At 60.3% G+C, this 22,450-nt stretch carries 24 protein-coding genes and 1 pseudogene; 10 read left to right on the forward strand and 15 right to left on the reverse strand.

Annotation, left to right across the window (positions count from 1 at the left end; translation table 11 throughout):
* Positions 1 to 76: 76 nt before the first annotated feature.
* The 5 genes from AC0L14_RS22115 to AC0L14_RS22135 are packed head-to-tail and all read left to right on the forward strand — an operon-like array spanning position 77 to position 3,590.
* Complete coding sequence (locus tag AC0L14_RS22115) at positions 77 to 553, forward strand: toll/interleukin-1 receptor domain-containing protein (RefSeq protein WP_473750744.1); 477 nt, start codon at positions 77 to 79, stop codon at positions 551 to 553.
* A gap of 12 nt (positions 554 to 565) precedes the next feature.
* Positions 566 to 937 (forward strand): TIR domain-containing protein, encoded by a 372-nt coding sequence (locus tag AC0L14_RS22120; protein ID WP_473750745.1) that lies wholly within the window; start codon positions 566 to 568, stop codon positions 935 to 937.
* A gap of 5 nt (positions 938 to 942) precedes the next feature.
* Positions 943 to 1,935, forward strand: a complete 993-nt coding sequence (locus tag AC0L14_RS22125) for a caspase family protein (RefSeq protein ID WP_473750773.1) — start codon at positions 943 to 945, stop codon at positions 1,933 to 1,935.
* A gap of 15 nt (positions 1,936 to 1,950) precedes the next feature.
* Complete coding sequence (locus tag AC0L14_RS22130; RefSeq protein ID WP_473750746.1) at positions 1,951 to 2,235, forward strand: hypothetical protein; 285 nt, start codon at positions 1,951 to 1,953, stop codon at positions 2,233 to 2,235.
* Positions 2,232 to 3,590 (forward strand): metallophosphoesterase family protein, encoded by a 1,359-nt coding sequence (locus AC0L14_RS22135; RefSeq protein ID WP_473750747.1) that lies wholly within the window; start codon positions 2,232 to 2,234, stop codon positions 3,588 to 3,590. The genes AC0L14_RS22130 and AC0L14_RS22135 overlap by 4 nt, the downstream gene beginning before the upstream one ends.
* Positions 3,591 to 3,636: 46 nt before the next feature.
* Here AC0L14_RS22135 and AC0L14_RS22140 read toward each other — a convergent pair whose 3' ends face one another.
* Positions 3,637 to 3,849, reverse strand: coding sequence for a hypothetical protein (locus AC0L14_RS22140; protein WP_473750749.1), 213 nt, complete (start codon positions 3,847 to 3,849; stop codon positions 3,637 to 3,639).
* Between the two features lie 294 nt (positions 3,850 to 4,143).
* On the opposite strand from AC0L14_RS22140, the gene AC0L14_RS22145 reads away from it, so the two are divergent.
* From AC0L14_RS22145 to AC0L14_RS22155, 3 genes are all read left to right on the forward strand, one after another.
* Positions 4,144 to 4,530: a TIR domain-containing protein gene (locus tag AC0L14_RS22145; protein WP_473750750.1), complete on the forward strand. Its 387-nt coding sequence runs from the start codon at positions 4,144 to 4,146 to the stop codon at positions 4,528 to 4,530.
* Between the two features lies 1 nt (position 4,531).
* The gene (locus tag AC0L14_RS22150; RefSeq protein WP_473750751.1) at positions 4,532 to 5,497 is read left to right on the forward strand and encodes a caspase family protein; all 966 of its coding nucleotides are present in this window, start codon (positions 4,532 to 4,534) and stop codon (positions 5,495 to 5,497) included.
* Between the two features lie 229 nt (positions 5,498 to 5,726).
* On the forward strand, positions 5,727 to 6,206 hold the full coding sequence (locus AC0L14_RS22155) for a toll/interleukin-1 receptor domain-containing protein (protein WP_473750752.1): 480 nt from the start codon (positions 5,727 to 5,729) through the stop codon (positions 6,204 to 6,206).
* 31 nt (positions 6,207 to 6,237) lie between these two features.
* On the opposite strand, the gene AC0L14_RS22160 is transcribed toward AC0L14_RS22155, so the two are convergent.
* The 11 genes from AC0L14_RS22160 to AC0L14_RS22210 all read right to left on the reverse strand — a co-directional run bounded on the left by AC0L14_RS22160 (position 6,238) and on the right by AC0L14_RS22210 (position 17,665).
* Positions 6,238 to 7,746: an argonaute/piwi family protein gene (locus tag AC0L14_RS22160; protein WP_473750753.1), complete on the reverse strand. Its 1,509-nt coding sequence runs from the start codon at positions 7,744 to 7,746 to the stop codon at positions 6,238 to 6,240.
* 4 nt (positions 7,747 to 7,750) lie between these two features.
* The gene (locus AC0L14_RS22165) at positions 7,751 to 9,199 is read right to left on the reverse strand and encodes a toll/interleukin-1 receptor domain-containing protein (protein WP_473750754.1); all 1,449 of its coding nucleotides are present in this window, start codon (positions 9,197 to 9,199) and stop codon (positions 7,751 to 7,753) included.
* Positions 9,200 to 9,397: 198 nt separating this feature from the next.
* The gene (locus AC0L14_RS22170; RefSeq protein WP_473750755.1) at positions 9,398 to 10,306 is read right to left on the reverse strand and encodes a restriction endonuclease; all 909 of its coding nucleotides are present in this window, start codon (positions 10,304 to 10,306) and stop codon (positions 9,398 to 9,400) included.
* Positions 10,307 to 10,316: 10 nt separating this feature from the next.
* Positions 10,317 to 10,916, reverse strand: a complete 600-nt coding sequence (locus tag AC0L14_RS22175) for a hypothetical protein (RefSeq protein ID WP_473750756.1) — start codon at positions 10,914 to 10,916, stop codon at positions 10,317 to 10,319.
* Between the two features lie 763 nt (positions 10,917 to 11,679).
* Complete coding sequence (gene scpB / locus AC0L14_RS22180) at positions 11,680 to 12,372, reverse strand: SMC-Scp complex subunit ScpB (RefSeq protein WP_473750757.1); 693 nt, start codon at positions 12,370 to 12,372, stop codon at positions 11,680 to 11,682.
* Positions 12,373 to 12,374: 2 nt separating this feature from the next.
* On the reverse strand, positions 12,375 to 13,328 hold the full coding sequence (locus AC0L14_RS22185) for a DUF1403 family protein (protein WP_473750758.1): 954 nt from the start codon (positions 13,326 to 13,328) through the stop codon (positions 12,375 to 12,377).
* Between the two features lie 206 nt (positions 13,329 to 13,534).
* A complete protein-coding gene (rlxS, locus tag AC0L14_RS22190) occupies positions 13,535 to 15,505 on the reverse strand; it encodes a relaxase/mobilization nuclease RlxS (RefSeq protein WP_473750760.1) in 1,971 nt (656 codons plus the stop codon).
* A 190-nt stretch (positions 15,506 to 15,695) separates the two neighbouring features.
* Positions 15,696 to 16,379, reverse strand: a complete 684-nt coding sequence (locus AC0L14_RS22195) for a lytic transglycosylase domain-containing protein (RefSeq protein WP_473750761.1) — start codon at positions 16,377 to 16,379, stop codon at positions 15,696 to 15,698.
* On the reverse strand, positions 16,367 to 16,915 hold the full coding sequence (locus AC0L14_RS22200) for a S26 family signal peptidase (RefSeq protein ID WP_473529175.1): 549 nt from the start codon (positions 16,913 to 16,915) through the stop codon (positions 16,367 to 16,369). The genes AC0L14_RS22195 and AC0L14_RS22200 overlap by 13 nt, the downstream gene beginning before the upstream one ends.
* Entirely contained in the window at positions 16,912 to 17,178 is a 267-nt protein-coding gene (locus tag AC0L14_RS22205; protein ID WP_473750762.1) for a helix-turn-helix transcriptional regulator, read from the reverse strand. The genes AC0L14_RS22200 and AC0L14_RS22205 overlap by 4 nt, the downstream gene beginning before the upstream one ends.
* 163 nt (positions 17,179 to 17,341) lie before the next feature.
* The gene (locus AC0L14_RS22210) at positions 17,342 to 17,665 is read right to left on the reverse strand and encodes a DUF736 domain-containing protein (RefSeq protein ID WP_473750763.1); all 324 of its coding nucleotides are present in this window, start codon (positions 17,663 to 17,665) and stop codon (positions 17,342 to 17,344) included.
* Between the two features lie 1,646 nt (positions 17,666 to 19,311).
* On the opposite strand from AC0L14_RS22210, the gene AC0L14_RS22215 reads away from it, so the two are divergent.
* Both AC0L14_RS22215 and AC0L14_RS22220 read left to right on the forward strand, forming a co-directional pair.
* Positions 19,312 to 19,698 (forward strand): RNA polymerase factor sigma-54, encoded by a 387-nt coding sequence (locus AC0L14_RS22215; protein ID WP_473750764.1) that lies wholly within the window; start codon positions 19,312 to 19,314, stop codon positions 19,696 to 19,698.
* Positions 19,699 to 19,804: 106 nt separating this feature from the next.
* The gene (locus AC0L14_RS22220; protein WP_473529172.1) at positions 19,805 to 21,031 is read left to right on the forward strand and encodes an MFS transporter; all 1,227 of its coding nucleotides are present in this window, start codon (positions 19,805 to 19,807) and stop codon (positions 21,029 to 21,031) included.
* 228 nt (positions 21,032 to 21,259) lie between these two features.
* Here the strand turns inward: AC0L14_RS22220 and AC0L14_RS22225 are convergent, their stop codons facing one another.
* The 3 genes and pseudogenes from AC0L14_RS22225 to AC0L14_RS22235 all read right to left on the reverse strand — a co-directional run.
* Positions 21,260 to 21,514, reverse strand: coding sequence for a hypothetical protein (locus AC0L14_RS22225; protein ID WP_473750766.1), 255 nt, complete (start codon positions 21,512 to 21,514; stop codon positions 21,260 to 21,262).
* Positions 21,441 to 21,709 (reverse strand): annotated as a pseudogene (locus AC0L14_RS22230) (nitrogen fixation protein NifQ); the annotation flags it as partial. The pseudogene AC0L14_RS22230 and the gene AC0L14_RS22225, both read right to left, overlap by 74 nt.
* A gap of 90 nt (positions 21,710 to 21,799) precedes the next feature.
* A partial coding sequence (locus tag AC0L14_RS22235) for a LysR substrate-binding domain-containing protein (RefSeq protein ID WP_473750767.1) occupies positions 21,800 to 22,450 on the reverse strand: 651 nt, incomplete at its 5' end.

Consider the following 22,450-nt stretch of genomic DNA (forward strand, 5'->3'; position numbering starts at 1 on the left):
AAGCAGATACCTCACAATAATATACTTGCATGGCATTTTGTCCTGTGTGACGCCTAGTTGCAGCGGAGGGGATACGATGCCTGTAAAAGTCTTCATCTCTCACAAGCAAGAGGATAGCTATCAGGCGACCTACGTCGCGGAGCGTCTTCGAGCCGGCGGTCTCGAAGTGTATCTTGACGTGATCGATGCCCAACTGCGCAAAGGCGGCCCGGAGCTCGCCGACTACATCCGCGATCAGCTGGCTCAGTGCACGCAATTGCTGGCGGTCATCAGTGCCAAGACGCAGGCCTCCTGGTGGGTGCCGTGGGAGATCGGGGTCGCCACCGAAAAGGAACGATTTCTCGCCTCGTTCGTCGCCGACAACTCGCAGGTGCCCGAGTATCTGCTGAAATGGCCCTATCTCAGGACCAGCATGGATCTGGACAAATACATCAGCGAATCGAAACGGGCTCAGTCCCTAGTCGAGACACGCGTGCAGAAAGGCGAAGCAAACGCCCGCCGGGCAGGCTTCCGCTCGTTCCACACGTCCTTGCGAGCTTCACTCGGGCAATAGAAGGTGGTCACCATGACAAGCAGGAAGGTAATCTTTGTGGCGTTTGCCATGGAAGACGAACGGCAGCGCGATTTCCTGAAAGGGCAGTCGCTGCATGCAAGGGCGCCCTTCGAGTTCATCGATATGTCGGTGAAGGAAGCCTATGAAAACGACTGGAAAGACAAGGTGCGCACGCGCATTCGCCGCTCCGACGGGGTGATCGCCCTCGTGAGCAGGAATTCGCTCACGTCAAGCGGACAGAAATGGGAGATCCAATGCGCGAAGGACGAGCAGAAGAAACTGCTCGGGATCTGGGCCTATGCAACGGATCGCACTGCGCTTGCCGGGGTGCAAATCCTGCCGTGGAGCGATACAACCATCGCCGGTTTCATCGATTCCCTGTGAACTGGATGCGCAAAGCCCTCATTGTCGGTATCGACCACTATGACCGCCTGCAGCCTCTTAAAGGCGCTGTTCAGGATGCCAACTCGGTGGCCGGCGCGCTCGCCCGACATGCCGACGGCAGCGTCAACTTCGCCACACCCAATGTGATGACGGCAAGCGGCATCCATGATGCCGTAACCAGATCAGACCTTCGCCAGGCGATCCAGGCCCTTTTCAAGGACGATCCCGAGATCGCTCTGCTTTACTTCGCCGGTCATGGCTACGTTGACGAGACAGGCGGGTTCGTCTGCGCAAGCGACGCGATGGACGGCTTCGACGGCATACCGCTGAGCGAGGTGATGACTTTTGCCCGCTCCTCGCATGCCGCCAACAAGATCATCATCCTTGACAGTTGCCACAGCGGGGCGGTCGGGGACCGCGCGGGAAGCGGCGGCATTGCCGAAATCGGGCCGGGCATGACGCTGCTGACCGCCTCAACGGCCGATCAATACGCCTATGAAGGAGCCAATGGCGCTCCTGGCGTCTTTACAAATTTGCTGGTCGACGCCCTTAACGGCGCGGGGGCGAATCTGGTCGGTGACATCACGCCCGGCAGCGCCTACGCCCATATTGATCAATCGCTGGGTCCATGGGGCCAGCGCCCCGTTTTCAAGACCAACGTGAAGAATTTCGTTTCGCTCAGAAGAGCGGCGCCACCGATTTCGCTGGACGATCTTCGCCGCCTGGCCGAGATCTTCCCGCAACCTGGCCACAATTTTCAGCTGGATCCCGCCTATGAGCCTGAGCGCCCGGCCCAGCCTGTGAATGCAGCAGAAATTCCAGCGCCCGACCCGGCAAAGACCGCTGTTTTCAGAATTTTGCAGAACTATGTTAAAGTTAATCTGGTCAGGCCCGTCGACGCCGATCATATGTGGCATGCCGCAATGAGCAGCAAGTCGTGCCACCTGACGGCTCTGGGCGAGCACTATCGCAACCTGGTCGCCCGACGGCTGATTTAGCGGTAGTGTTCGTCGATGACCAATGCTCACCGCAACGACCTGGCCACCCTGATCGAAGAACTGGCTGCTCTCGAGCATGAGCGCTGGGCACACTGGCAGATATTCGTGCACTCGAAGGGCGAACGGTTGCCCGATGGCTCTCTCGTGCTTCCCGCCGATCTGGTTCAGCGTTGGGAGCGACAGATCGCCATGGCCTACGATGACCTGCCCGAACAGGAGCGTCAGAGCGACCGGGAGCAGGTGGAAAAGTACTTTCCGATCATAAGGCGCTGGCTGGCGTCCAGAGGGTATTCGGTTTGACCAAAGAGTTCGAAACCTTCCGCGACCCTTTGCTCTCGCTTTTCCAGTCGGCCGCCGTCGATGTCGGTAAAAAAATCGACCAACAATCCGCTTCGCGCGGCGGTGCACGCAGTCAGATCGCGTCTTCCGCCAAGAGCGACCTGGAGGCAATCGCCACCGCGATCGCTCGACGCGAACGCGGAGAAGAAGATGCAACACCTGCTGCACGCGATCTCTCGAAGCTCGGAATCGCAAGGGCCTGCGCAGAGTGGGGCCTGCGATACCTCAAGGCCGTCGCCCTTGGCAATCAGGCCTCGATCGTTGCATTGGAAGACGAGTTCACTGCGGGAACCTGCGACCCGGCATGGCTCGGAACGCTCAAGGAGTACAGGGCCTATTTCGACGCCAGCGGCATGCGAAAGCCGATCCCGTATATCAGGCCGGCCCAGGTCGGCGCTCAGGTCATCGAAATCAAGGCAAATGCAAGGATCGGACTACTCGCGGACTGGGGCACAGGCGCCCGACCGGCCGTCGAGGTGCTGAGAGTGCTGGCTTCGGACCAGGCCGACGTCGTGGTCCATCTGGGTGATATCTACTATTCCGGGACGCCATCGGAATGCGCGCAGAATTTCCTGCAGCTGATGAACCTGGTGCTTCGCCAGGCAACAGCCGTGCCGGTATTCACGCTCTCCGGCAACCACGACATGTATTGTGGCGGTGTGGGCTTCTATGACCTCATCAAGCAACTGAACTCCTCGCCTTTTAAGCAGCCGGCGAGCTTTTTCTGCCTGCGGTCAGCTGACGAAAACTGGCAGTTGCTGGCGATGGACACCGGGCTGCACGACGACAATCCGTCCGGAATAGCCGACGCCTTGACGTATCTTGAGGATGAGGAACTGGAATGGCATTGCGACCGCATCCGGGAATTTTCGGGGCGCACCATCCTGTTGTCACATCATCCGCTCTTTTCGGCGTTCTCGGCCATTGGAGCGCCAGGGGCAGACGGAAAGAGGACCGCCGTCAATCCGAAGCTTTTGACAGCGTTCGAACGGCTCTCCGCCGAAAAGGCGATTGCTGCATGGTTCTGGGGGCATGAGCACAATCTGGCGATCTACAACCCGTTCGCCGGTCTTTCTCGCGGACGCTGCGTCGGTCACGGCGCCGTCCCGGTTTCGGTGCTCGACCAGATCTATGAGCCGCTTGGCGATTTGGGCGACACACCGACCATCATTCCCAGGACAGAACTCGGCAACGGCCCGGGCGTCTACAACCATGGCTATGCCATGCTTGCCTTTCGTGGCAAGGCGTGCCGGGCGGAGTATTTCGAGCTAGCGGGCGGGAAGAAGAAGCTGATCTTCGGCGAGGACCTCGAATAGACCTCGCCTGTTCCTGCGCGGGCAACCATCGCAGGTCCCGACCGGCTCAGCCGAAATTGTCGAGCTGCTCCACCAGAATCGCTGAAAAGATCTCGGCGACGGGCCGCTTGGCCCCGCCTGGCTGGATGACAAAGTAAGGATAGAGCGCCGGGGTCTCAAGGTCGTCGAGCACCTTGATCAATGAACCCCGGCGAAGATCATCGGTGCACAGGATGGAGCTGCCAACGGCCAGTCCGCAGCCTTCGCGCGCGCCCTGCAAGGTCAGATATCGGGTCCAATAGGTGCATCATGCTGTGTCACGCCTAATCTGGTCCAGGGGTTGGAAGTGGTACCTCGGATGCTCACTACAGGATCAGATGGGGCTATCCGCAAGTTCCATCACGCTTGCGAAGAATGTCGGCCTGCCCATCTGCCAGAAATGGCATCGATCGCCTTTTGACAGCTTAGGGTTCCGTCGATCGCCGGGTTATCCGCAGTGTCGGAAGACCTCCAACTAGAATCGCTGTATTATCGTGCGTTGGGGTTGTACGTACTAGTTATTGGAAACTCGCAAGTGGCAAGAAACCATCGGATATTCATTTCCTTTGCCATCGAAGACGAATGGGCTCGCACGCGAATGGTGGGGCAAGCCAGAAACGAGCGCACGCCATTCGAATTCGTGGACATGTCTGTCAAGCGTCCTTGGGATGAGGCTTGGAAAACCCAGTGCCGAATTCGGATCAAAGGTTGTGACGGAATGATTGCAATGGTTACAAAGAACACCGCCAAGGCTGACGGTCAGCTCTGGGAGGTGCGCGCGGCGCTTCAGGAAAGGGTGCCAGTGCTGGGCGTCCACGCCACTCAGGACAACCGGCCGTATTCTTTGCCTTCCGAATTCCGATACGTGCAGGTCGTCGGATGGACGTGGGACAACGTTAGCTCATTCCTTGAGGACCTCTAGCATGGACCGGCGGGCTTTGATCGTCGGGATCGATCAGTACGATAACTTTTCGCCACTCTCGGGTTGCGTGGCGGACGCGGACTCGATGTTGACCGTACTTGCGCGCAACGAGGACGGTTCGGTGAATTTCGACTGTCGGAAGTTTACGAGTTCGGTGACAGATCGCATTACCCGACCGTTCTTGCGTGCGCGATGGAAAGAGCTGTTCGGTTCCTTTAAGGGCGACGCGGTCTTCTACTTTGCCGGCCATGGCGGGCCGAGCCAATTGGGCGGCTTCCTCGTCACTCAAGATGGAGAAGAAGACGACCTTGGCCTACCCATGAATGAGATCGTTCAGCTGGCCAATGATTCGCCTACTCGCTCCGTGCTGATCGTCCTAGACTGCTGTTTCAGCGGCGCGGCCGGAAACTCTCCTAGCCTGCAGACCCCAGGACTCTATCAAGCCACCCTTCGCGAAGGCGTTACAATCCTTGCGGCATCGCGACCCACTCAAACCGCTGGCGAGATAGATGGCCACGGCCTGTTCACCGACCTTGTGCTGGGTGCGTTGCGCGGGGGCGCAGCGGATGTCAGAGGGCGGGTCTCCGCGGCGGCCATTTACGGCTACGTTGAATCAGCCATCGGGTCCTGGGCACAACGACCGCTTTACAAGTCCCATGCCGCAAGGCTCGATCCCATTCGTCTGTGTTCGCCCAAAGTTCCGGATACGCTTCTGCGTGAGCTCCCTCACTTCTTCAGCACCAAGGACGCCCAATATCGACTGGACATGAGTTACGAGGAAACCAACGGTGCCGCGAAAGCCGCGAATGTCGAGACCTTCAAGAAATTCAAGACGCTGCAACTCGCTGGCCTCCTCATGCCGAAACTCGGCTCCGACCTCTATTGGACTGCGGAGCGGTCCGGATCGGTGGAGTTGACGGCCTTGGGGCAGTTCTATTGGCGGCTGGTCGATGAGGACTTGATTTGATCCGGGCGGGAGAGACCGGCCACCAAGCCGGCGACGGCATGGATTGGCCTTGGGTATGCAAAAGCCTTCGTGACTTGCTTGTCGCATCCGACGGGAACAAGGCGGTGACCTTCCTGGCGAAAGCGACGGATCAGCCGTTTGCGGAAGTGGCGCTGGCGCAAAGCCTGGGGCAGGAGTTTATCGGGCTGGGCCTGATAAGTACCGACGTCCGATGGGACGGTTCCAATTCATGAAAATTTTCATCTCCCATCAGGAGACCGATACCGCACTCGCCACCTGGATCGCGAAGCGGCTCTGGATATATCATACGATCGACTCCTATCTTGACGTCGTTGATCCTCAGTCTTCCAAGAAAGGCGATCAACTCGGCGAGCATCTCCGGGACGAGCTCGACAAGTGCGACCAATTGCTTGCAGTGGTGTCGCAAGCGACCAAGGGATCATGGTGGGTACCTTGGGAAATCGGTGTCGCAACCGAGAAGGACTACCCGATCGCCACGTACGCAAGTGATGACACCTCACTTCCCGAATATCTAAAAAAATGGCCGTATCTTCGAAGCCAGCAAGAGCTTGATATCTATGCAAGGATCTCCAAAACCGCGCATGATACATACGTCAACAACAAGCGCTACGTAACCGAGGAAGTGGCGCGCAAGAGCGGACGGCGCTTGTTCTATCGGCAGTTGAGGCAACTGCTCGGCCAGATCTAAACGGAGTTGTCCGGGGCGATCGAAGTTCGTCTTATATGTAATACTTGAACGGCAGCTTGGGCTCGCCCTTCTGCGGTGCCGCGAGGATCACGTCTCCCACTGCATCGGCGAAACGTATGGTCACCGGTAGTCGATCATTGTGCAGACAAGAATTGAAGTTGATCTTCGTCAAGCCCATTACATCATTGAGAACCGTCTTCAGTTCGCACTCTCCGCGGTGAATGCGCACTTCTATGGGGTTTGGCGTTTCCGGCCCTAGATAAGTATCAAGGCGGGGCACGAATCCTGACGTCCAAAGGAACGCGCGGCGCTCGTGCAGGACCAGAGCCGTTCCGCGGATAACCGGATATCGACCGGGCCTGTAGAGCTTCATACGGTCTTTGGCATCGGAAATCTGTACTCCGACGACGTTGGTGCCTGGAGCAGCCGTCTCGAAGCCCTTCCATTCAGGGTCCGCGAACGAAGACTTGGCATGAATGAACAACTCGGCGGGAGCCTGTCCATCGTGCATCAGCCTGTATTCGCCGACGACCATTTCCACTAGGTTGCGTGCCGCGTCCTCGCTCAGATGGAATTGCCTCGACTCGGAATGGAACCAAGGACCGAGCGCACCACGAAATACGACACCCTCACCGCTCGAAAGAAACATCTGAGCCGCGCAACAGGCGAAACGGTCATCGGAGCTGTTGTCCTGCCGCTTGTAGGCTAGACCGACATAGCAAACACCAGGCCTGACGTTGGCCAACTGCCAAGGCCGGCCACCATCCTTGTAGTAGGCGCCGGTCAAGATTTTCCAGGCGATAGTTGCGGGATCCTCCAACCGCCGAAGCGGCTTTCCGATGTTGTTCAGGAAATCGTTCGGAGCCAGCGTGGTTTCCCTGACGATCTGGGTGACGATCCGATCCTTGAGCAGTCGTGCCTTTAATTGGCGCCTGAAATGGGTGGCATACTGATAGATTTTCGCGGCTTCCAAATCCTCGGGAAAGAACGTCGGCTGCACCATCAGAGCCCTGGCAGCGGACTTCGACAGCTTTACCGATCCACGGATCCGGTCCGCCTTGGGCACGCTCGATTGCGGCCGGCCCAGCCTGTAGATTTCCTCGGGAATGACCACGAACCAAAAATTCGGAGGGGATTCTAGGCGATTGGCGGCCGCGACCAACGGGTCGACGTACAGATCCACAGTGGTCTTGATCGCCTCATTTCTGTTCTCCAAGCGAAGCGCACGAGACACGGCCGCGGGGTCGATGCTATCGATGACGTAAGGTGGTTGGTCGGGCCAGGCACTCGCGAAGGCAGCGCCATAGCCTGGAAACGGCACATGCTGCGGGTCGCCATTGGCGGCCTCTATGAACTTGCCGACCGAGCTCATCCATTGACGGAAGCGAGCGACTCCCGCAGGCGTGCCGATCACCCCGAAGTTGATCGGTGCTCGTCCTCCATCGCCGGGACCAAACAGAAACAATCCGTCCCGCGGGTAGACCATAAGCTGGCCATAACGAAACTCGAGCATCGGCTCGTCGACATGAATGGCTCTCAACGCGTCAGTCCTCATCCTCGAGTATGTCGGCGTCATTCTCATCATTGAAGTCCGGCTCCTCGTCGGAGCTTGCTAGAATGTCGTGCGTTTCCTCATCCTCATGCTCCTCGGCGGTGATCGCTTCTCCCTCCAGGCCGAACGGCACGTCGAATTGGACTGGAGGCAATTCGAGCTTGATAACGGCATCACCGCCCATATCGATGGACAACTCGGACGCATCGCCGGCGACCCATGCCAGATAGGCAAGCATCAGGTCGCGCCAACGATCATTACGCCAAGACTTGCACATGGTCCGGCGCATCTTGTGCACGCGGCTCGCGTCACCGACAGTCGACCGACCATCCACCGTAAAGATCACATGCCCGGATAGGCGAAAATGGATAAACGGAGCGGTAGCTGGCCATGCGCTGAGCCCATAATGCCAGAACACGTTCCGCGCCTTGGATTGGCCGACGAGTTGGCGGCGTCCAAATGGGCCGTCATTCCAGGCAAAAGCTTTCTTCTCCAGCCCGACCGTATCCCTTTCAGGCCACCACATGCATCGGCCATTTGCCATTTCCGTGGGTCGTAACCCGGTGTGCTCGAGGCGTCGATCGAACCCTTTTCTCATCAGATCGACGAGATGGCGTCGCGCATCACTCACATCAATACGATAGCCGGGCGCGCCTCTCGCAAGAAACTCCTCCGTTTCCACTATTCCTATAATGCTTATGGGAAGATCGTCCCCGAAGTGTTCATGCAGTGACGGTGGCGAGGCAAAGCTGAGAAACCCGCGCCCCCTAGGCACCAGCGGCAGTAAACAGCTCTCTATTGCGCGATCCTTCGCACCGATCGAAATCCCGCCAGCAAAGTCGTAGATTCGTAGATCCCGCGGTAAGGCCTTTACCCGCAGCCAATTCGATACCAACCGTTCGCTGGTTTCCACCACACCGCGCCCTTCTCGTCGAGAAATCTCGCGCCAGATTTGGGAGCGCTCGGATACGCCTCGGCGCGGTATGCCTGCGGCATCCAAGCTTTCGAGCAGGTCACGCAAGCCCTGAGCCCACCCTTCGCCAAAATCGACGCGCTGGGCATGGACGATCTGGTAAGAGGACTCATATTCCGCTGTCCGCAAGGGAATAACGAAGCTATCGTCCTTAATTTCCTTGCCGGTCGCCAGAGCAATACTGATTTCGTTTCTTACTCCTTGCTTGGCCACACTGACCGGGTTGGAGACGACTAGAACTTTTGCGGCAAGGTTACGGATCGCATGTTCAAGGATAACCTCCCAGTTATCTCCGCCTTTGAGTCGAAATATATCGGCCCAAACGTCATAGCCCATGGCGTCGAGGCGATTTCCCAACCATAGCGTGAATGCATTGTCTTCCGGCGTCGCGTGGCTGATGAAGACGCTTTCGCGGATCACATCTTGTGATTTGCCGGCGACAGCTGCTTCAGAAGCGAGAATTGGCACCAAAGTCTCCGAATCCGTTCAACATAAATGAGAATATAGTGAAACAACGCCGATGCCAGTCAAGGCAGCGAACTGACTCTGGGCCGCGCTCGGCCCAGAGTCAGAACGGCTGGACCTCTGGCCAATTATCGGCATGGAATTTGGTCGCGCCCTCCAACGGAACATGACGGACGTCCCCGCGACCGCTAGAAGATGAAGCTAGGTGAACCGCCTTTCCGGAAGATCGCCGACTGCAACTCGGTGTTCTGAGGCGTTTGTGGAAACGATGTAGCCCATCACGCCTTCCTTTGATTTGACGAAAGCCAACATCGATTGCCCGCTAGGAAAAGTCATTTGCCCAGAAGCGACCTCCAAAGCGGCGCTCTCTCCGGCGTATCGATGAAGTGTGATCGGTCGCTCGATGACCTCGATTTCCAACGAGTATTTGAACGTGACATCTTCCACAGGCAAGCGCTGGCCCAAAGCGTCTATAACGGAAAACCCCTTCAACGACACAACGATTTCACCCTTCAGCGCATGGCGGTTGGAGCTGTTGCGGATTTCGGGTGGTAAGTGATCCAGGATGAGGGATCGAGCGTCCTCACCGGTGTAAAGCGAGCCGTCCGCGCTATACACCTTCGAGGGATTTGCGGCCCTTCTGCCATCCTCCACCACACGGACAATAATTTCGATTGCGGTGAAATTGTAGAACTGGCCGACGATCGTGACGTTGCCAATCCATTCGAAGGACTCTGCCTCGGACAACTCCATACACGTCAGGTTCAATGCAGCAGCCTTTGTGCGTGCCGTGTTCGTAAAGCCGTTCGCAGAAACGACAATCCCGCGGTGGATTCCGGTCTTTTCGCATTTCTTAGCGAAAGCCTCGATCTGGGGAACCCCTACCTTTCTTCCTTGGTCCCTGCATTCGATGGCGGTTATGCTTGGCCCGTGATGCGTATCGCGGACAATCAGGACGTCATGTTCGCGAAGCCGTCCCGTGTCCCTGTCGCGCAAGCGCGGAGAAAACTCCACAATCACACCATCCCGGTGCGCGAGCATGCGTTCCAGATTAGCTACGAAAGCATGGAAACGCTGGCCTGGTCGTACGGTCGCTATGGTTTCTGTCACGGCAGCGATTTCAATTCAGATTGGTGTTTGCGGGCAGGCTCGCCGCGTGCAGGCGCAACACGATGCTAAGCGCATCCTTTGCAGGAACAAACGCGTGGTTGTAATCGAAAGCGTGCCAATCGATTTCCGTACGCGCGCCAAGTCTATCCTGATGGATCTTGTCCCGAACGGCTTTTGCGCCGCGCAGCTTGGCTTCGAAGCCGAGCGCGCCATGCGGGTCCGCCAACGCCACCAGAGCCCCAATCCAATCGTTCGGCGCGATCGCTGGGGCGGCGGCTCCATCGTTATTTTGACTACGAAGCCAAAGCGCTGAACCAATGCCCTCGCAGACCGAGAACACTCCGACACAGAACTCGAATGTCAACAGCTGACTGTAAGATTCAAAGAGTACCGCCTTCTTTGAAACTCGCATAGCATGAGGCACGATCAAGGCAGCTTTCATCTCCAGGCCGACGAGTATGTGTTTAAGGTTGGAACGTAGACGGTTCTGGACTTCGGCGTCGAGGCTCGCGGGTATTGTTGCGTTCAGCCACGGCTCCCATGCAGCGGCAGTGGATAGGGGCTCCGCATAACCTGGGGGATCTTCCGGATACTGTGCAAGGTAGAACATTGGCGCTCGCTCACTGCATTGGACACTTGTAGACAATACTGCGCTGGCTGAATAAGAGAAAGTGCGTTGCATGCGATGGCTTTACCCAACCTGCTCGACCAAAAGCGACCTCTACCGACTTCAGTTACGTGAAAGCAGTGGACGGCAATCCAAAATCTCAGTCGGAGGAATTCTACGATGCCTGCCACAACGATGGCGAGGGACCTTCTACACATGAAGCAGCGGCGGGTTTCCCGTGGGGACATTCACGCATCCTAAAGATGCACAGCTATCGACGCATTTTGCGGACGATGCATTAGCTTGCCGCCGCGACAATCCCGCTGTTCCGCCGGCCGGAGGAAAAAGCGCGGCGGCAATGGACCCCTGCGGCGCGGCTGGCCCCTAACCCCGTGCAAGTCCTGGTCGAATTTCTGCGGCGATTCCGGCCACGGATGTGGAGCGGCTCGCGCGCTGCGATCATCGAGTCGAACGCGCGTATGCTGGATGAGTTGGATTTTGGCGGTGACGCCGCCGTGATCGACTGTCGAACAAGCGAAGAAGGGCCTTATGGAGGCGGTTGCCGAGGAACAGCGGTGGGAGACACAGCGCGACCGCCGCCGAGACGAGCGTTTCGAATGAACCGCTCCTTGCCCGAAATATGCCTACAAATTTCGCGCAACGACGGCGCCAAGAACTCCTGGCCGCTGCCTGCTGGAGCAGTCAGTCTATCGAGAAGGCCGCGAACATCCGCAGTGGCCAGCGGCTACTGCACAGCAGCAGGCAGCTAATCCTCAATCCCGACGTCAGCGTTTCTATGATGAGATGAGTCGGGCACAATGTCGCCCGCCAGCAGCTTGTTCTTCGACAGCAGCCCTGCGTCCTCGAGCGCCTCGAAATCCGGCAGCTGGCGCAGCGTGTCGAGCCCGAACTGCGACAGGAACGTTTTCGTCGTCAAATAGGTGTAGGGCGCCCCCGGCTGCGGGCTGCGCGGCCCCGAGGCGATGAGGTCCTGCCCGCGCAGAACGGCGATCAGGTCGCGCGACACCTCCTTGCCGAAGAAGGACGACAGCTCGCCACGGGTGATCGGCTGGAAATAGGCGATACACATGAGGACAAGAGCCTCCGACTGCGACAGTTCTTTTTCGCCCTGGCCGCCTTGCTGGCCGAAGGCGGCGTGGATAACGTCGCCAAAGGCCTTTTTGGTCCGGTGCTGCCAGCCGCCGGCGACCGCGACCAGTTCATAGGGGCGGCCGGTGAGTTCGGCGCGGATGTCGTTGATGATCAGCTCGAGATTGCAATTCCTTCCCACCACCCGCGCGAGGACACTACGTGTCACCGGTTCGCTGGCGGAAAAAATCACCGCTTCGACGCGGCCCATCCATTCGCGCCAGCGCAGTTCTGGCGGCAGGTGCTCCAGCTCGGTATCCAGCAAAGCCGGCTGAACGTTTGGCTTCCTGCGTGCGGAGGCTTCGCTCATCGTTATAGCCCGAACAGCCGGAAGGTGGTGCGACCCGAGAGCTCGCGCACCGCATCCAGTTGCTGCAACCGCTCGAACAGCCGCCGCGCCGCAAAACGCGACAGATTCTTCGTCGTCAGCGAGCCGGAGACGGCGTCTTCACTGAGCAGCAGAAAGATTACGTCGCCGGCGCCCTTGGCGCGCAATTTTGGTGCAATGGCGATGAGCTTTTCGGCACGACGCGACACATCGGCGGCCAGCCGGCAGGCATCGGCCGCCGCCGTAACCAGCGCCAGGCAAACCGTGCGCTCGAAACTTTTTTCGCCGGGTCGGACGCGCTTGCCGCCGGGCTCGCGGCGAAAAGCCGGACCAAAGGCCTGAGCCATCAGCAGCGGCAGCGACCGCGGCCAGCGCAGGCTTTGTGCCAGCACCAGATCGGCGAGCCACCAGCCAAAAAGCTCGCAGTCGGGGCGTACGGCGACGACGTGAGCGGCAATCGCCGCGGCGGCGAACGGCGCCGGCCGCTGCAACCCGGCCAGTTTTTCGATCTCCGTGCTGAGGTCGGCGAGCGCCGCCTCGTCCCAATGGAGTCCGAGCTGGTCGACGATCTTTTCGAGCCGCTCGGCGCTGTTGGCGGTCGGCTGCAGGGCCAGTTGCCGCCATGCGCCGAGGATGGCGCCGGCGGGACCGGGATCGGCGCCTGGTGGGCGCAGTTGCCAGGCGTCGCGCAAGGCGGCTTCACCCTCGGCGCGACCGGCGAGCCGCATGCTGGCGGCGGCACAGCGAAGCGCCAGCCGATGCCGCCAGGCCCCGGCCCAGGCAGGCTGCCCCCGGGCGAGGCTGTCGAGCGCGCTCAGGGCGGCGCCGGCCTGGAAGGCGGCGCCGGCGTCGCTCGGCGCGCCGCCAGCGGCCAGCGCCCAGGCCGGGACGGTCGGCGGCGCGGTGGGGCTGGCGGTCGCGGGATCGAGGCGAATCATGCTCTGGAGGGTAAAGCGCCTGTGCGCTTTTTGCCATGAGTTTTGCGCCAAACGCACAGCCTGTCGGCAACACATAATGAATGATAATCTTGCATTATCAGCCGTTTAACTCATCACGATATCCATAACTAAGTAAGCCGGCTAATCATGCAACTCTCGACGGAGCACGCTTTCTGCTGCGCGGACGAAGATTCCGTGCAGCCACGTCACGAAACACTCGGCCCGCTCCTCTGCCGCCCGATGGTCCATGAAATCCCCTCCCCGCGCATTATCCCTGACACCTCCTTGCCGACGTGACGATCGAGCACCGGCCGCCATGGCACGAGCGTGAAGTCGCGCGACTTCTCGATGACGGCATATTTGCCGTTGGCAAGCTCGACCGATCGGCGCAGCGTGCCTTCTATCCGGCTCCCGGGCTTCGCTTCGGTATAGGAAAGACCAAGTTCGCCCGACATCTGACCGGCAACACGGTTCAGCTCACGCTGGCGCAGGATGGAAATAATGTTGGCGCGATAAGCGATCCGGTCCTGCTCTTCACGGGCGAACCCTTGTGCAATCAGCCATTGGCGCCGGCGGGCTTGCACCTCCCGCACCTCGCGACCGAAGCCGGAGTTGCGCAAGGTCTCCGGCGTATCGGAAACCAGCTCATGGTCGATCCAGGTGGCGCCATCGAAACCGACCTGGTTTTCGAGTGGCATTGAGGAGAGTTTTTCGACCATGACAGGTTCAGCCCTAGCCCGCTGCCGCTCGTATTCCGATACGCGATGTAGATGATCCGGCGCGATGATCCAGGTGCCGTCCGGCTCGCGCTCCAGGCCCCCAGTAGCGCGCCGGACCGCCTCCAGCCGGCGGACATGCGTTTCGGCGAAGCGTTCGGTGGCGGACGGGTCATGCTTTAGATGAATATCGATGTTGTAGCGGCCGTCATCGGCGGCGGCGATCTCGGCGATGGTGCGGTCGACTTGCCTGGGCTCGGTGTTCCTCGGCAAGACACGGACGATGCAGCCGTCAGGCGTTGGTGCGGTGGCCTCGCCTTTGCCGATGTCGATGTAGTGGCTTCTGCCGTCCAGGCCATCAACGATGAGGTAATGCCGGTCGTTGATTTCGTCGCCCAACCCGCGCGCGACAACGCGGCCAACGACCGGCTGGGCCGGCTCCCCGGATCGATCGTGAATCACACAGTCAGCAGCACTGCGGGCGAGCCCCTTGCCGGTCAGCTCGCGATGCATTGTCTTGATGATGTCGCCGCGTTCGCCGATGCGGCGCAGCGTCGCTTCAAGCTCATCATCCAGGCGCCAGCGGCCCGAGTCGATCTCTCCGGCGAGCCCCATGCGCTCGAGCTTGCACAAGCGTCCCTGGTGCAACGTCTGGCGAAACGCGTCGCGGACGTTCGGTACAACAAGCCCATCGCCGTCGCGCATCCTGAGAAGCCGCCGGTCGATGCTGGTGAAGCGTTCCTGATCCATTTCCTGGCGCAAGCGCTGCTCGATCTCGCGGTCGGTGCGCGGACCGAGATCTAGGCCGACCAGCTCGGCCGCCCGCTCGCGGATTCCACTCGAGATAAACTCCCTAGCCATGACGAGATTCTCGCCGCGGTCGTCCTTGCCGCGAACGATGATGTGGCTGTGCGGATGACCGGTGTTGAAATGGTCGACGGCAACCCAGTCGAGCCTGGTGCCGAGATCCTCCTCCATCTGCGCCATGAGCCGCCGCGTCAGCGGCTTGAGGTCGTCATACTCAATGCCGTCTTCCGGTGCGACGATAAAGCGGAATTGATGCCGGTCGCTATCCGCGCGATCGACGAAGGCCTTACTGTCGATGCGATCACTGCCGGGGCCATAGAGTTTGCCGGGTTCGCCTTCCCTGGTGACGCCATCGCGCTGGATGTAGCGCAGATGCGCACGCGCTCCGTCCGCACCCTTGCCGGCCAGCTTCACAATCCGCGCCTTGACCATCACCCGCCGCTGCCGGAAGGCGGCATACCGGTCGCGTGACTTGAGCAGCGCGGCCGCCGCCCCGCCGCGGCCTGTCCGGCTCCCCGTGAAGCGACCGCCGCGCTGGAGGCGGCCGCCGGCTCGGTTGATCGCTGCCTTGACCTGGCCGGCATAGCGCTTGCCTGCTTTCGAGCCGCGCGAGCCGATCTTGCCGAGCTTCGGCCTGAACTCATCGTCCTGCATACCAGCCTCCGGGCAAATTCAAGCGAAACCTGAGTCTCGCTGGCCCACCCTCCTGGCGCCGCCGGCAGCCTCCGGCAAAAACGATGTGCAGACAAAGGCTCCGCCGCCTCATGGAGGCGGTGCCTTTATCTTGCCTTACGCGCCCCTCGCCTTAAGCGTCCCTGGCCTCTCCCGGATGCCCTCAACATCGCTAGCCATTGTGCTTCTTTGGCCGCGCGCGATCCCTGCCGAGCGGCACGAACAGGCCGCCATTCGTTTCGCCGGCGCGAACACCGTCGCGAAGGAAGAACAAAGAGCGTCCGGTGGGAGCGTTCCGCCCCTTTGAAGTTGTGGATTGGCCTTTGAATTCGTTCATGTCGGCCGCCGAAATCCCGGTCGCCTCAAGCTGTTTCAGGTACGCAACGGTCTCTTTCGGCAGCGGCCTTCGAAGCTTCAAATGGCCTTCATAGCGCTCGGGTCCAGCGTTGTAGGCGGCAAACAGGCCGGGGAATCCGAAACGCTCATTCATGGCGCTGAGATAGGCGGTTCCGGCCAAGATGTTGTCGCGCGGATCGTGCGGGTCGGCTCCCAGCCCGTGCTCGACGCGCATCTCCTGATAGGTGCCGGGCATCACCTGCATAAGGCCCATGGCGCCGGCGCGGGAGGTGATGGGACGGCCATCGAGGACGGCCTTGCCGCGGCTTTCGGCATCGATGACGGCGCAAATCCAGGCCTGGGGAATGTGGAAGCGTGCGCTTGCTTCCGATACGAAGTGCTGCCATCGTTGCAGCTGCGGACTTTGGGAGATGGCGGCTGGCTCAGCGCCGGTCGAGGCGGAACAGGCGCATGGCGCGACGGCGATCATGCCGAGCATCAGGAGGGTCACTCGGTCCATAGCGGCACCAGCCTTCCGATGATGTTTTCGGCCGGCACCGGCCCGAAATAGCGACTGTCGAAGGAGTGATTTTTCTCGTTGCCGAGCAGGAAAACCTCGTTATGGGCGAGCGCTCGGCAGCCGTTCCACCAGGGCAGCGGACGGCCTTGCGTGTCGATTTTGAGCCGACGGGCGACGATCTCGCCGCCGATGATGATGGCATTACTAAAGGCGCAGACATGCTCGTCCGGCAGCGCGGCGAGACGCTTCACCAGCGGTATATTGCGAGGCAGATAGCCGCGTTGGTCGGCGAGATAGGCAACGAAGCCAGGCGGGCGGGCGAGCACAAGATCGCCGCGCGCAGGCGTGCCAGACCCAACGCGATAGAGACCGACCGGCGCGCTGGCCGAGGCGTTCCAGACCAGCAAGGGAGACGGCTTTGGGAGCGCCGTGAAGCCTGTCAGGCTCAGGCCAATCGCGGCGATGGCGATTGCCTTGCGCGCCCGAACGCGCCGCAAACGGCTGCCGATCAGATGGATGGAAGGCCGCCGGCTCATGAGCGGGCTCCCTCGTCGGCTGAGCCGGAACCGCCCTTGTCATCGTCGGAGCCAGGTTCCGGGCGGCCTTTCGACCAGTCGTCGAGTTCGTCGATGTGGTAGCGGACATAGCGGCCGTGCTTGCGGTATTTCGGGCCGCCGCCGGTCAGCCGCATCTTTTCCAGGGTGCGCTGGGACAGGCCGATATAGAAGGCAGCCTGCGCGGTGTTCAGAAACGGACTGCCCTTCTTGGCGCGGGCCGCGCGGTCGTTTTCGTCGTCCATGATGGTCCTCGTTTCGCTTCGGACAAGCGACCACGAGGATCGGCGAGCGAGGTCGTCGTGGGGACGGGCGAAGAGTCGGGTGGGAGTTTTCGCCGCCCCTTCGGGCAAGCGTCGGCGGGAAACCCCCGCGCCGAGTTGCGGCGCGAGGGCTTGAGCCGGCCGGTCAGTCGGCCGGGTTCCAGATGACGGCGTAGGTGTCTTGATCGTCTTGGCCGGCGGCGCGGCCGAGATTGGCGTAGAGCTTGCGCGGACCGAACTCCGGTGCGGCGATGGACAAGCTCACATAGTCGTTGCCGGAAGTCTCCCCGGTTCGGATCCAGCCGGCGCCGACCTCCACGCCCTGCGTCAGCACCCGGAAGTCGGGATGTTTGTCGGCGGACTTGCTCCGATTGGGCATGATGTCGATGTCGGCGCGGACGCTGAGCGTCCTGAGCTGGCCTTTGTAGCTGCCGTTTTCCTGCTTGTTGACGTAACCGATCGCGGTCATTTTCCTGTCTCCTTTTGCTGTCGCCGGGGACCATTCCCCTGCGATGGCGGACCGTGATGGGCGCGTCCGGACCGCCCGAACCCGGCAGGGCCGCAGCGGCAGCGAAGGACCCGAGCGGGCAGCTTTTTTGAAGCGAAGCGGCGCGAGGAAGCCGCGTCATGCGGCGGGGAAAAAAGCTGATGGCGAGGGTTTCGGGCGGACTGGAATCGCCCATAGGTCAATGAGCCAGCCGCAGGGGAATGGTCCTCAAGACGTGCGGGGACAGGTCGCGTGATCGGGTGAGCACAACAAGCGATCGGAACGCGTGCGGGGGGTTCCGCACGCTCAAAACCGTGCCGGATCGATAAATGTGCCCGTGCACCGGGAGCCCCAGCAGGCATCTCGGCGTGGTAATCGAGTACTGACAAGGGCGAGCTTTGGCGGCCGGATGTTGCCGGAAGCGGGGTCCAAGGGGGCAGAACGTGCAGCCAACGCGCCCCGGAGAGGCGCCAACCCGCGGCTATCGACGAGCCGCCTCGGCATGGCGGACTCATTCGGGGGTAAACAGCGACCGGGCCTTGGCCCATTGATCGGCGGTCGAAAGCCGCCGCGTTTCGTGTGTTTTCGGTTGGAATTTGGTCGAAATCCGCGCCAGCAGGTTCCCGTGGAGCGAAACCGATCGTCTCGGCGTGATCGAGGAATTAAACCACATTGATACCGATGGCCTTCGCAAGGTCCGCCTGGCTGAGACAAGACGCTTTCCTTTGATCGACGCGGACATGCCCGGGTGATCGGCCAGCCGCCATCCGCCAAGGCTAGGTCGTTCCTAGCGGCGCGGCGGGCACAGCTGAGCCCACGTCCGAAGTCGACGAGGAAAGGGTATTCCTCCCCCGATTTCCGAAGAAGGCCACTGGTCGCAATTGCCCCCGCGCCGTGGCGATCTTTTGGTCGCGCTTGCGACATTCTTGTCCGGCCTTCGGGACACAACAATGTTTTCGGATAGGCGCGCACGAGGGAGCAAATCAAGGAATCTCGATCATGCAAACACCGTGACGCCCAGCCGAACTCGATCCTCACCGCGTGGAGACCGGCGCGCGCCGTGCTGAAGAGCTCGAAGGTGTCAAAGGCCTTCCTAGACAGGGGGAGAAGCAACAGCGCGACCGTAGAGGCGCGACGGCCGCGTCTTCGCAAGTTGCCAGCCTGCGCACGCAATTACACGCTAGAGACAAAGCCTTACGCGGTCGATGGAGTGCCCGCCGGCGTGCGGCAATGCATCGGCTCGGCCCGTCGGGAACGGTTTTCGTCTTCCCTAGCCGGTGCGGAAGTTCTGACTACTCCGACAGTACAGCACCTTTGCTCGGTCCGGGTGACCAAGCGATTGTGCGGCGCGCGCGGTGTCGGTCAAGGCACGGCGCCACTGCTCAAGCCGACAGGGCTTCGGCAAAAGATAGTCCGATTCGGTGCCCCCAAGTGAAATGGCATAGCGCTTGCTGTTATCCGTTAGAGCCCATCAAAGCACGTAGAAAGCTATGAACAGAACCATGGCAAAAACGCGAAGTTCCACACAAGCGCCCAAGGAGACCGTGCACATTTGCGCCGAACGTCCCCTCCAGACGTCCCTGCTCCGGTATCTGATTTGCGATGGCTGGTTCGAGACTGACGGAGCCGTGGCGCTCGCCCAATTGTCGCTTACCCGCCTCCGCCAGGAGGATGCCTTTTTGGAACACGGCGTCGACCAAGTGCGGCCTCTCGGTCTCAGGACTGTCGCCGACGCGATCAACGTGCATCAGGCGACGGTAAGCCGGGTGACGTCGAACAAATACATGCTGACCCCGCGCGAAGTGTTCGAACTGAGGTATTTTTTCACCGTCGCGAGCGCGTCTTCCCAAGGTGGCGACGCGCGGTCCCCCGAAGCTGTCCGCCATCGGATCAAGGCGATAATCGCCGACGACGCGCAAGATGACGTGCTTTCCGATGATGACATCGTCGTCCGGCCCAAGGAAAGGGCCGTCGATTTGCGCACCCCACCGTCACAAAATGTCGCGAAGCGATGAACATCCTCTCGTCCGTGCAATGCCGCGGGGACTGGCGCTTCTGGCGTTAATGCGGGTCAAACGCAGCCACCCGAGTTTGCAGCACATCCAAACTGGAGACCTGTTGATGACCGAATCCGCGACAGGCTTCATGGACGGAGTTCTGCATGACCCAGAACAGCCAGATCAACGGTCTGGTCCCGCATGGGGTGCGGTCATTTCGCTTGCCTTAGGCACCTTCGGGCTTGTGACGGCAGAGTTTCTGCCTGCCAGCGTGCTGACGCCGCTCGCGCATGACCTCTCTATCACCGAGGGTGCAGTTGGACAGGCGCTGACAACGACCGCCATTGTGGGGGCGATCTCGGCGCCGACGATGGCCATCATTACAAAGCCCCTGGACCGCAGGATCGTCATATGGGCGATGACGCTGCTGCTGATCCTGTCGAACGTTCTATCGGCCGTCGCGGGGTCGCTGCCGGTTCTCCTGGCCGCCCGCGTCGTGCTAGGCATAGCGCTCGGAGGGTTCTGGTCGATTTCGGCAGCGCTGGCGATGCGGCTCGTTCCAAGTCACCTCCTGCGGCGCGCCATGTCGATCATCCTCACCGGCGTTACCTGCGCTACCGTTTGCGCGGCTCCAATCGGCGCCTATGTCGGCGACATCTGGGGATGGCGAACCGCCTTCATGATCGCTGCAGTCGTCGGCGCCGTTACGCTGGTAGTGCAACTCATAACCATTCCGAGGCTGCCTCCGATTGGAGTGACCAGCTTCCGCAGTCTGCTGGATGTGGCCAAGAATCCGATGATCAAAGTCGCGATCTTGGTCGTCCTGCTGGTCGCTTCCGGGCACTTCGCCGGCTTCACCTATATCCGCGTCTTCCTTGAGAAGTTTCCCGCGCTTGATATCGAGACGATCTCGCTCGTGTTGCTCGCCTTTGGCATCGGCGGCTTCTTCGGCAATTTGGCCGGCGCATTCCTGGCCGAGCACAGCCTCAAGGCAGCCGCGGCGCTGCCGCCCCTGCTCATAGCGATGGCCACTGTCTCGCTGCTGACGCTGGGAGCATCGGCTTGGGCCACGGCGATTGCGGTTACCGTATGGGGCTTTGCCTTCGGCGCGGTGCCGGTGGGACTGCAGACATGGATGGTGCTGCACGCCGCTCCCGAGCAGGCCGAAAGCGCCGGTGGGCTGATGGCCGCAACTTTCCAGGTAGCCATCGCAGCGGGCGCGATTTTCGGCGGACTACTGATGGACAATGCCGGCGTCGCCAGTGCCCTTGCCTACAGCGCCGTTGCCTCGTTCCTCGCCGCCCTGACAGTGTTCTTGCTCGGCCCGAAGCGCGAACCCCAGACCACCTGACACGATTTTTGGCGGTTGCAGGCCTCGTCTCCGGGTGATCGGACGTTGTTGTCCGGTCGATTTCGACCGGCGGGGGCGTTTCGAATGATGGTGCCGACGAGAGAACCTAAGAGTGCGGGACCGAACCGGACCGCCTCGCCGTCGACCGCTCTGGCATGGCGACAATGTCGCTGCAGTGTGGGTATAACCACCTGAATTCTGAAAGATCCTCCAACAGGCGAGAACACGCTACGTTGCCACACGGCCGCTGCTAACCGTCAGAGCGTGCGGTCTATGCAGCTTTGTCTTGCGGCGAGCATCGGGCGGATCGCGCGCCTGATCTCTTACATGAAGCTCGGGGCCGAACATGCCCCGCGGCTTTTGATTCGGCCCGAAATAGTAGGATCGTTCGGCGATGTCGAAGTTGTATTCACCAACTGTGATCCAGCCGCGATTTAACGTCGACAGACCCGCGCGGCGGATTTTCCAGCGGCGGAATCCCAAGCGCCGCCTGCCCTTGGTAAGGCGGCTTACCGGAAGTCGGCAGGATGACGCGACGAGTTATCTCACGCTCAGGATCCCCGCAATTCGATGCAGTGCATGGCGAAAACCTTCAGCCTCGCACAGCTTGCGGTAAAAGTACTTCTTCCACTTCATGTTTTTGGTGTTGCCGGCTGTCAGCGTGGGGAAACACGTGGCACGCCGTCATGCAAAATCATCGAATTTGAGTCAGACCCAATTTTGCACGCCGGTTCGCACCCGTATGAGGCGCTGAGTAAACCCGCGACTTCACATGCGAGATGCCTCCTGCAACATTATCTGCCGCATCCAGATGCTTGCCGGATCACTGTTGTGAAGGGTGGGCCATTGAACGGCCTCGGTGAACGTGGGTAGTGGCCGCGGAAGTTCGATGATCCGCAGGGGAAAGGTTTTTTTGAAATGCTGAACCAGCCGGAAGGGCATTGTCGCTATACGAGCTGTGCCTGAGACCATCGGCGGGATCATGCTAAAGGCCTGCACGACGATCTCGACACGTCTCTTGAGACCATGCTCAAGCAAAAACTGTTCCTCGATGGATGGCATCTGCGCACCGCCGACCCTGAACGCAATGTGCTTCATCGACACGTATCTCTCGAATGTAAGCTGCCGTGGCAACTGCTTGTTCGTGGGGCAGCCCACGCAAACGAATGTCTCGTCGAACAGCGCCGCTCTTGGATGGGCGCTCGACATGAAAAATTCCGGAAGAATCACAAAATCGACGTCACCGCGCCGGAGAAGCTCATCGGGGTCATCGTCGAGCGGCCGCAATTCGAAGCTGACGGCGGGTGCTTCGCGTGCAACACGCTCCACGACCTTTTCAAAGAACACGAGTGTGGCGAAATCGGAAAGAATGATCCTGAAGCGGCGATCGGATTGAGCCGGGTTAAACGGATCCCAAGA

The organism is Mesorhizobium sp. WSM4841 (assembly GCF_055811515.1).

Coding starts and splice junctions, on each gene's coding strand:
- AC0L14_RS22115 (WP_473750744.1), top strand. CDS start 77: ATGCCTGTAAAAGTCTTCATCTCTCACAAGCAAGAGGATAGCTATCAG.
- AC0L14_RS22120 (WP_473750745.1), top strand. CDS start 566: ATGACAAGCAGGAAGGTAATCTTTGTGGCGTTTGCCATGGAAGACGAA.
- AC0L14_RS22125 (WP_473750773.1), top strand. CDS start 943: ATGCGCAAAGCCCTCATTGTCGGTATCGACCACTATGACCGCCTGCAG.
- AC0L14_RS22130 (WP_473750746.1), top strand. CDS start 1,951: ATGACCAATGCTCACCGCAACGACCTGGCCACCCTGATCGAAGAACTG.
- AC0L14_RS22150 (WP_473750751.1), top strand. CDS start 4,532: ATGGACCGGCGGGCTTTGATCGTCGGGATCGATCAGTACGATAACTTT.
- AC0L14_RS22155 (WP_473750752.1), top strand. CDS start 5,727: ATGAAAATTTTCATCTCCCATCAGGAGACCGATACCGCACTCGCCACC.
- AC0L14_RS22175 (WP_473750756.1), bottom strand. CDS start 10,916: ATGTTCTACCTTGCACAGTATCCGGAAGATCCCCCAGGTTATGCGGAG.
- scpB (WP_473750757.1), bottom strand. CDS start 12,372: ATGAGCGAAGCCTCCGCACGCAGGAAGCCAAACGTTCAGCCGGCTTTG.
- AC0L14_RS22185 (WP_473750758.1), bottom strand. CDS start 13,328: ATGATTCGCCTCGATCCCGCGACCGCCAGCCCCACCGCGCCGCCGACC.
- rlxS (WP_473750760.1), bottom strand. CDS start 15,505: ATGCAGGACGATGAGTTCAGGCCGAAGCTCGGCAAGATCGGCTCGCGC.
- AC0L14_RS22195 (WP_473750761.1), bottom strand. CDS start 16,379: ATGGACCGAGTGACCCTCCTGATGCTCGGCATGATCGCCGTCGCGCCA.
- AC0L14_RS22200 (WP_473529175.1), bottom strand. CDS start 16,915: ATGAGCCGGCGGCCTTCCATCCATCTGATCGGCAGCCGTTTGCGGCGC.
- AC0L14_RS22205 (WP_473750762.1), bottom strand. CDS start 17,178: ATGGACGACGAAAACGACCGCGCGGCCCGCGCCAAGAAGGGCAGTCCG.
- AC0L14_RS22210 (WP_473750763.1), bottom strand. CDS start 17,665: ATGACCGCGATCGGTTACGTCAACAAGCAGGAAAACGGCAGCTACAAA.
- AC0L14_RS22220 (WP_473529172.1), top strand. CDS start 19,805: ATGACCGAATCCGCGACAGGCTTCATGGACGGAGTTCTGCATGACCCA.